Origin of the sequence: Bilophila wadsworthia ATCC 49260 (genome assembly GCF_000701705.1) — a bacterium.
Lineage (GTDB): Bacteria > Desulfobacterota > Desulfovibrionia > Desulfovibrionales > Desulfovibrionaceae > Bilophila > Bilophila wadsworthia.
The window spans coordinates 1-8,653 of the sequence record NZ_JNJP01000112.1 but is presented as its reverse complement, the minus strand read 5'-3'; the positions used below and the strand labels follow the sequence as shown (position 1 = coordinate 8,653).

General features: G+C 59.3%; 5 protein-coding genes. 4 read left to right on the top strand and 1 reads right to left on the bottom strand.

The features are described from left to right. Positions 1–47: 47 nt before the first annotated feature. Positions 48–3,269 (bottom strand): DEAD/DEAH box helicase, encoded by a 3,222-nt coding sequence (locus T370_RS0119805; protein ID WP_005025890.1) that lies wholly within the window; start codon positions 3,267–3,269, stop codon positions 48–50. Positions 3,270–3,583: 314 nt separating this feature from the next. Between T370_RS0119805 and T370_RS0119800 the strand changes: the two genes are divergently transcribed. The 4 genes from T370_RS0119800 to tnpA form a co-directional block, all read left to right on the top strand. Continuing rightward, positions 3,584–5,218: a peptide-binding protein gene (locus T370_RS0119800; RefSeq protein WP_016360762.1), complete on the top strand. Its 1,635-nt coding sequence runs from the start codon at positions 3,584–3,586 to the stop codon at positions 5,216–5,218. 69 nt (positions 5,219–5,287) lie between these two features. Continuing rightward, on the top strand, positions 5,288–7,504 hold the full coding sequence (locus T370_RS0119795) for a RelA/SpoT family protein (RefSeq protein ID WP_005025895.1): 2,217 nt from the start codon (positions 5,288–5,290) through the stop codon (positions 7,502–7,504). A 3-nt stretch (positions 7,505–7,507) separates the two neighbouring features. Then, positions 7,508–8,044, top strand: a complete 537-nt coding sequence (locus tag T370_RS0119790) for a DUF456 domain-containing protein (protein WP_009369124.1) — start codon at positions 7,508–7,510, stop codon at positions 8,042–8,044. A gap of 395 nt (positions 8,045–8,439) precedes the next feature. Then, positions 8,440–8,653 (top strand): IS200/IS605 family transposase (tnpA, locus tag T370_RS0119780; protein WP_029436758.1); only part of this gene is annotated, 214 nt, incomplete at its 3' end.

Here is an 8,653-nt window from a genome sequence, read left to right as displayed (position 1 = left end):
AAGGGAAACTTTCTTTAGAAAGTTTCCCTCGCCCCCTCCAATCTTTTTTAAACCTCAAACAGCATTTCGAGGTCTTCCTTGGTGAGGGACTTCCACGTGTCCTGACCGGGGATGACGGCCTCGGCGACGCCGCGCTTCATTTCCTGAAGCTTGAGGATCTTCTCTTCCACGGTATTCTGGCAGATCAGCTTGTAGGAGAACACCTGACGCGTCTGGCCGATACGGTGGGTACGGTCGGTTGCCTGGCTTTCCACGGCGGGGTTCCACCACGGATCGTAATGGATGACGTAGTCCGCTGAGGTCAGGTTGATGCCCGTGCCGCCCGCCTTCAAAGAGATGAGGAAGATCGGGATTTCCGGGCTGTTGTTGAAGCGGTCCACCTGATCGAGGCGGTCCTTGCTGGTGCCATCCAGATAGCAGAAGGGGATGTCCGTCAGCTGGAGCCAGCCGCGGATGATCTGCAGCATCTGCACGAACTGCGAGAAGACCAGAACTTTGTGGCCGCCTTCCACCACGTCGAAGATCATATCCTTGAAAGCCTCGAACTTGCCGGAGGGCAGGCTCCCGGTGGAGAAGCCGGGCATGTCCACCTTGAGCAGGCGCGGGTGGCAACAGATCTGGCGAAGCTTGAGCAGCGCGTCGAGGATGGACATCTGGCTCTTGGCCATGCCCTTGCTTTCGACGTCGGCCAGCACCTGATCGCGGAGCTTCCGGGTCAGGGCCGTGTAGAGTTCGGCCTGTTCGTCCGTCATGTTGCAGTATGTCACGCTCTCGATCTTCGGCGGCAGATCCTTGGCCACTTCGGCCTTGGTACGCCGCAGGATGAACGGCTTCACGCGGGAACGCAGGTATTCGAGGCTTTCGCCGTCCCCGTCGCGGATGGGCTTGACCACGCCGCGCTGGAACGCGTGCTGCGAGCCGAGGAATCCGGGCATCAGGAACTCGAACAGCGACCACAGTTCGAACAGGTTGTTTTCGATGGGCGTACCGGACAGGCACAGCCGCATCCGGGCCTTGATGGAACGCACCGAGCGCGCCGTGATGGTGTTCGGGTTCTTGATGTTCTGCGCTTCGTCAAGGATGATCGAGTTGAAATAGTGCTTTTCCAGCTCCTCAAGGTCGCGGCGGAGCAGGGCGTAGGTCGTCACCACGATGTCGGAATCCGCCACCTTGCGGAACATGCCTTCGCGGCGCGTGCCGTAGATGATCAGCCGCTTGAGGTGGGGCACGAACTTTTCGGATTCGCGCTCCCAGTTGGGCAGCACGGACGTGGGCACCACAATGAGGTTCGGGCCTTCATGCCCGTGGTTGACCATATGCTGGATGAACGACAGGGTCTGGATGGTCTTACCGAGGCCCATTTCGTCCGCGAGGATGCCGCCGAACCCGTATTCGCTGAGGAAGTTCAGGTACGAAACGCCCTGCAGCTGGTAGTTGCGGAGCGTGGCGGTCAGGCCCTTGGGCGTGCTGACGGGCTCCACCTCGGTGAAGTTCCGTACCTTTTCACGCAGCGAGTTCCAGAAGGAGTCGGTCTCCGCATTGGGCAGATCGTCGAGCAGGTTGTCGAGCACGGGGGCTTCGAATTGCTTGAACTGGCGCTTGGGCGGCTTGGTGGGGTCGAAACCGAGGGCCTGCAGCTTGTGGGCCAGCTTTTCCAGCCACGACTCGGGCAGGCTCGTGTAGGAGCCGTCCTTGAGCTGCACGTAACGGCGGCCGCGTACCCATGCCTTCCAGATGCGCTCCAGAGGCAGGTGCTGGCCGTCGTATTCCACATCGATATCGAGGGTGAACCATTTTTCCTTTTCGTTGCTCTCCACCTTGGCGGAAATGACCGGCTGCGACATGCGCACTTTGTAGCGGGTGAGGGCCTTTTCGCCGTACACGCGCCAGTTTTCCACCAGCGTGGGGTAGGAGTCGAGCAGGAAGGCGATGGCCTCTTCCGGCTCCATGAACCACAGCCGGGTGCTTCTGGGCTGGAAGTGCATTTCCGCGAGCTGCGCCATGAGCGCGGCCTCTTCGGTCTGATCGCGGCGCACGAGGAATGTATGCCCTTCAAAGACGTAGCTGCCCGTCTGGAAGTCCGGGTTCGGGCCGGGGAGGACGAATTCGCCGTGAACCGTCTCATAGGTGTTCTGGACTTCAAGCGTAAGCAGGCTGCCTTCCTCGTCGAGGAACAGCTTGGGATCGTAGGTCGCGGGCTGGAAGATCGGGCCCATGATCTTGAGGAATTCGTCGGGCTCGTAGAGCTCGGAGGCGGGCAGGCGCGCCCACACCCGGTCGAGGAATTCCGAAATATTGTCCTGCGGGACCACCGGATGGTCGGCGACAAGCTGTTTCACCAGCGAGGGGGAAAGGCTGGTCTGCACCGGGTAGAAGCTCTGGTTCCAGCACACCCACAGGGGCATCTGTCCGTGGAAGGTGATTTCGCTGTCCTCTTCCGAAATGGAGAAGGGTTTCTTTTCTCCGCGTTGGAGCAGCACGTCGAAGCGCAGCCCGTCCTCGTCAAGGCCGGGGCGGAGCTTCACGGTGAGCGGCGTGCTCACGATGGTGCACGGGATGTCCGTGTCCTTCCAGAACATGTAGTATTCGCGGCGGATGGCCCAGAAGAACCACGAAACGAGGCCTTCCGGAATTTCGATCCGGTGCCCGTAGTAGTCGAGGTAGTGGCCGATCTGGCGGGCGACCTGCAAGAGCTGGGGAGACTGGTCGCACCACTCGGGATTGCGCAGGATCTGCTCCAGCGACGTTTCCTGATGGACGGAGGACAGGCCGGTCTTGTTCTGCCGTGCCCGGAAAAGCGCCACGATGAGGCGGCCCGGTTCGGGATAAAACCGGAAGATGAAGTAGTGGCGTCCGGTTTCCGGCTCCAGCGAGCTGGAGAAGAAACTGCGGAAGCTCTGGCGCCATTCGGTGTTGAGGCGCTGCGGTTCCTCGGGCGCGCCATAGTCCTTGTCGAGATCCGCAAACATCTTCAAGGCGGTGGCGGCCACGTGACGGCAAACGCCCATGAACGCTTCATGGCAGTTGCAGTTATACGAAATCTGGGAGTCTCCCGGATTCAGCATCAGGTGGGGCGAATAGTTCTGGAAGTCTTCGCCCTGGACGATGCCTTCCACGTCCCAAGTGTCGCCTTCCTTGCGGATGGTCAGCTTGTGGACGCCGCCGCTGTTCAGTATTTCCTGTCCCGTATCCTTGATGTATTCAGGGACGGAATCTTTCAGGAAGCCCTGGATCAGGGCTCTGGCGGCATTTTCCTCACGTACGTTCATTTTTTCGGATGTCCTTGCTTCTGTCATGGCACTTTTAAACAGCGTATCCTTGTTTGTTGTGCATAAGCCTCGTCGAAACGGCAGATCCCTTGTCGACAGTTAGTCTATGGTACGGATGCTTGCGGCATAACTGATAAAGTGGGATGGATGCCCGGGCAGAACGATGCGCTCCGTAGAATGCGGAAGGGATGCACAGAGGCATAAGCGACGAGTCTTATCTTATCGTTGTATGCCAAGAATCGTCTGTTTTCAAGGGTACGCAAGTATGTTATGGCCATTTTCGAGAAAATATTTACAAATGACCTGGAATGCGTATGAAAAAGAGCTTGCTGATTCTGCTTTTCACCTGTTGGGCGCTGTTTTTTGCGGCGTTTCGCCCTGTTATGCCCTTTGCGGCGGAAACGGCGGCCTTCCCGGACGGCACCCCGGTCACAGGAGGGCGTATCCTGATGGGCACCATCGGCGAGCCGTCCAACCTCATCCCCTATATGGCGTCCGATTCCGCCTCGGGCGAGATTACCGGGCTCCTGTATGTGGCTCCGCTCAAGTACGACAAGGATCTGAACGTGGTCCCGTGGGCCGCCGCGTCCTATGAGGTGCTTGAGGGCGGCAGGCTTCTCCGCTTCGTCCTGCGCGACGATATCCGCTGGGAGGACGGCGTGCCCCTGACGGCGGACGATGTGGAGTTCACCTATAAGCTCATGATCGATCCCAAGACGCCCACGGCCTATTCCGGGGACTTCCTGGCCATTGAATCCTTTAAGAAGACCGGGCGGCTGTCGTTCGAGGTGCGTTATGCCAAGCCTTTCGCCCGCTCCCTGATGACATGGATGGGGGCCATTCTGCCCAAGCACGTGCTTGAGGGGCAGGATATCATGACCACCCCCGTGGCCCGCAAGCCCATCGGCGCGGGTCCGTACCGGCTTGCCAAGTGGGACGCCGGTTCCATGCTCACCCTTACGGCCTCGGATACGTATTTCGAGGGCCGTCCCAATCTGGATGAGGTGGTGTACCGGATTATCCCCGATCCCTCGACCATGTTTCTGGAACTGAAAGCCGGAAAACTGGACATGATGTCCCTCTCTCCCCAGCAGTACCTGCGCCAGACGCAAGGGCCGCAGTGGGAACGGGACTGGCGCAAATACCGTTACCTGTCGTTCAGCTATACCTTCCTCGGGTTCAACCTGGAGCATCCTTTCTTTAAGGATGTGCGCGTACGCCGGGCCATTTCGATGGCCATCGATCGCCAGTCGCTTATTGACGGCGTGCTGCTCGGGCAGGGCGTGCCCACGGTCGGGCCGTACAAGCCGGGGACATGGGCCTATAACGACAAGCTGACGCCGGTCCGGCAGGATGTGGACGAAGCCCGCAGGCTGCTGGACGAGGCCGGCTGGAAAAAGAATAAGGACGGCCTCCTTGAGCGGGACGGCAAGCCGTTCCTGTTTACCATCCTCGTCAATCAGGGCAACGATTCGCGCATCAAGGCGGCGATCATCATCCAAAGCCAGCTCAAGGCGCTGGGTATCACGGTGCATATCCGCACGGTGGAATGGGCCGCCTTCATTAAGGAATTTGTCAATAAAGGGCACTTCGACGCCATCATCCTTGCCTGGACGATCACCCTCGATCCCGACATCTATGACGTATGGCACTCTTCACGGGCCAAGCCCGGCGGGCTGAACTTCACGGGCTACCGCAACGCCGAGGTCGACGAGCTGCTCGTGGAGGCCCGGAGCATGACCGATCAGGATCGCCGCAAGGAGCTCTATGACCGCGTGCAGGAGATCCTCGATGCCGAACAGCCCTATTGTTTCCTCTACGTCCCCTACGCGCTGCCCATCGTGCAGGCGCGGTTCCAGGGCATCAAGCCCGCGCTGAACGGCATCATGTACAATTTTGATCGCTGGTGGGTTCCCAAAGACTTGCAGAGGTACCATGTTCGGCCTTAGAGTTTCTATACCGTCGCACAAAACCTTGCGCGGCGGTGATCATGCACCATCAGCCCACAGGACGAGTCCATGAGTACAGTTGAAGCTCCTGCCTCCCATCTTCCCCTGCCGATGCAGAACATCCTGAGCCGGCTGGCTGCCAATTCCACGGAAGCGGAACAGGCGCTCGTACGCAAAGCCTATGCTTACGCCGCAGCGGCCCATGCCGGGCAGGTGCGGCTTTCCGGCGAACCCTATCTCTCGCATCCGCTGGCCGTGGCCGAAGTCCTTGCCGAGCTCGGTTTCGACGCCCATTCGGTGGCCGCCGGGCTGTTGCACGATACGGTCGAGGACACGAAAGTCACGCTCGAAGAGGTTGACGCCGAGTTCGGCGAACAGGTCGCCGACATCGTGGACGGCGTGACCAAGATCAGCATGATGACGTTCGACAGCAAGGAAGAGCAGCAGGCGGAGAACATCCGTAAAATGATCCTTGCGATGTCGCACGACATCCGCGTGCCCATCGTCAAACTGGCTGACCGCGTGCACAACATGCGGACGCTCGATTTCCAGAAGGCCCACAAGCGGCAGCGCATCGCGCAGGAGACGATGGACATTTACGTGCCCCTCGCCAACCGCCTTGGTCTGCACCGGCTCAAGCTGGAACTTGAAGGCCTGAGCTTCAAATACATACACCCGGACGTCTACGCCCAGATTTCGGACTGGCTGGAAAGCAATCAGGTGGTCGAGCGCCAGCTCATCGCCAAGATCATCGCCAAGTTGGAAGGTATCCTCAGCTCCAACCAGATCGAAGGCACGGTCTGGGGCCGCATCAAGCATATCTACAGCATCTACAAGAAGATGACCGAGCAGAATCTGACGCTCGACGATATGCACGACATTCTGGCTTTCCGCGTCATCGTCAAGGACGTACGCGACTGTTACGCGGTGCTCGGCCTTGTCCATGCGCAGTGGAAGCCCGTGCCGGGCCGCTTCAAAGACTATATTTCCATGCCCAAGGCCAACGGCTACCAGAGCTTGCATACCACGGTCATCGGGCCCGAGGGCGAGCGGATCGAAATCCAGATCCGCACCGAGGAGATGCACCGTCTGGCCGAGCACGGCGTGGCCTCGCACTGGCTGTACAAGGAGCGCCATCACGCGGTCAGCGTCAAGGACGCCCCGGAATTCGAGTGGCTCCGGGAGATCGTCAACCGGCAGGGACAGGAATCCGACTCCAAGGAATTCATGCACACCCTGCGCATGGATCTCTTCAAGGACGAAGTCTATGTCTTCACGCCCGCGGGCGACGTAAAGGAACTCCCCGAAGGTGCGACGCCGCTGGACTTCGCCTTCCTCATCCATACGCAGGTGGGCAGCCGGTGTGTGGGCGCGAAGGTCAACGGCAAGCTGGTTCCGCTGAATACCGCGCTCAAGAGCGGCGACACGGTGGAAATCATCACCGACAAGAACCGCCGCCCGAGCCGGGACTGGCTCAAGATCGTCAAGACCGCCAAGGCGCGCAGCCGTATCCAGCAGTACCTGCGTACCGAGGAACGCGCGGCGGCGATGGGCCTTGGCCGCGAAATGCTGGAAAAGGAAGCCCGCAAGGCAGGCATCAACCTGAGCAAGGCCGAGAAGGACGGGCATCTAAGCACGCTGGTGAACAGCCTTGCCGCCGGGTCAGTGGACGAGCTGATGGCCTCCATCGGGTACGCGCGTTTCACGACCAAGCAGGTGGTGAAGCGTTTGCAGGCCATTGTTTCGCCGCCGGAAATCCTTGAAACGCCCGATGCCGTGGATACGGTCGTCTCCCACCGCAAGCGCAAGGAGCAGAGCCCGCCTCCTCCGCCCAAGACGGGCGGCATCTCCGTGCGCGGCGTGGACGACATGATGGTCCGCATCGCCCACTGCTGCAACCCCGTGCCCGGCGATTCCATTGTGGGCTTCATCAGCCGCGGGCGCGGCGTGATCGTCCACACGGCGACGTGTCCGAACATTCAGGAGATGGAGCCCGATCGCCTCGTTTCCGTGCAGTGGGACGGCCACGAGACGCAGCCCTTCCCGGTGCGCATCCATATCATGGCCCGCAACCAGAAGGGCTCGCTGGCGGATATCGCCATCGTGCTGCGCGACGAGGACGTCAACATCGACGGCTGTCTCTTGCAGGCGCTGGTGGACGGGCGCTCCGAGATGGAAATGGTGGTGCAGGTGCGCGACGTGGCGCATCTTTACCATGTCATCGACCGGCTGCGTCATTTGCCTTCGGTCATGGAAGTGCTGCGTAAGACGGCGAACGAGGAGTAGCCCGTGGAGGTTCTTTTCCCAACCATCTTCCTCGTTTTGCTCGGTTTCGTCCTTTTGCTGAACGTGATCACGCTCCCCGCCAACTGGATCATGCTCGGCCTCATCGGGCTCTGGAGGTTTGCTTATCCCTCCCCCGGAGACATGGGCGTTTTCTTTTTCGCCATGCTTGTCGGCCTTGCCCTATTCGGGGAGGTCATCGAGTACATCGCGCAAGGCTGGGGGAGCAAGAAATACGGTTCGAGCACCAGCGGCATGTGGGCGGGCCTGCTTGGCGCGCTTGTCGGCGCTCTGGCGGGGCTTCCCCTGCTGTTTGGCCTTGGCGCGTTCATCGGCGCTCTCGTGGGCGCGTGGATCGGCTGTTATCTCATGGAGCGCTACAAGGGGCGCAACGACTACGAAGCCCGTCAGGCCGCCAAAGGCGCGCTGGTGGGCCGATTCCTCGGCATCGTGGTCAAATGCGGTATCGGTGCCGTCATGCTCGGCCTCACCTGCCACGCTATTTTTCAGGTGCCGGTGTATCCTGAGGTGACGACGTTTTAGGAACCGGGGGAAGGGAGGAAGAAACTTTCTATAGAAAGTTTCTTCCTCCCTTCCCCCGGACCCCCATCCCTCCATCTCCAAAGATTTTTGACTTTATCGAATCCCTGTTCCGCGTCTGTGTCTGCTTTGTATGGTTTGAGCGTTGTAAATAAAGGAGCCTTTCCCATGTCTATGTGCATGGGAAAGGCTCCTTTTTATGGAATGATGCGGCTTTTATGCCCGACACGGCGGTTCAAGCTATCCAAATGAGGAACTACCTCACAAGAGGGATTCGATAAGTACGAATCCTTGACGTGATCCCCCGGCTAAGCCGGGGGGCTCCTGCAGTTTGACAATTCCCTAAAACAGCAAACCTCCTTGTCCGAACCGCTCAAGGCAGAACAAGGAGGCTTTTTATGAAGCAATTACAAAGTTTAAGTCATACGGTCTGGGAGTGTAAGTATCATATAGTGTGGATTCCGAAATACCGGAAAAAGGTTTTGTACGGCAAGATTCGTGAGGAGTTGGTGGGCGTATTTCATGAATTGGCCAACCGCCGAGGCTGCAAGATATTGGAAGGGCACCTGTGTGTGGATCATGTGCACATGTTACTGTCGATTCCACCTAAAT

Excerpts from the sequence above, each read along its gene's own strand:
- T370_RS0119805 (WP_005025890.1), bottom strand. The coding sequence starts at position 3,269 with ATGAACGTACGTGAGGAAAATGCCGCCAGAGCCCTGATCCAGGGCTTC.
- T370_RS0119800 (WP_016360762.1), top strand. The coding sequence starts at position 3,584 with ATGAAAAAGAGCTTGCTGATTCTGCTTTTCACCTGTTGGGCGCTGTTT.
- T370_RS0119795 (WP_005025895.1), top strand. The coding sequence starts at position 5,288 with ATGAGTACAGTTGAAGCTCCTGCCTCCCATCTTCCCCTGCCGATGCAG.